The 442-nt window shown below is 33.9% G+C and carries 1 pseudogene; it reads right to left on the minus strand.

Annotated features, from left to right (window positions below):
- Positions 1-201, minus strand: a pseudogene (locus HC175_RS18810) (uracil phosphoribosyltransferase); the annotation flags it as partial.
- Positions 202-442: the final 241 nt, after the last annotated feature.

Raw genomic sequence — 442 nt, forward strand, 5'->3', positions numbered from 1 at the left:
TATGTTTGCTTGACCTAACGGAGTTTGAACTTCTTGTTCAGAAAAGCTGAAATTCTTACTCAATTCGTATCCCATGATCTCCCCCAGTCTTTCAATATTCCGGCGGAAGCGCATGCGGTCGGTTTGCAGGTTGACATCCCGAAGCTGAGATATAAAGGTATTGGCAATAGAATCTTTTTCGAGTAGGTGATGAACGTGCATAATAGCTTTATGTAATGAAGGTCTTCAAAGTTATAAATTTTGCCTTGATAAGTCTCTTTTTATAGACTTCTAAAAATGATATTTCAGAAACAAATTTTAGACTTTCCTCATAGCTGTATATTTAAAAATGTGAATTTAGTCGTATATTTAGATGGTTAGTCTACTGCAAAACAAATATTTAGATATTACAAAATTAGATGTATGAAAGAAAAAGAAGAGTTTTTGCGTGAAGTCAACAGAG

The organism is Salinimicrobium oceani, from assembly GCF_012037645.1.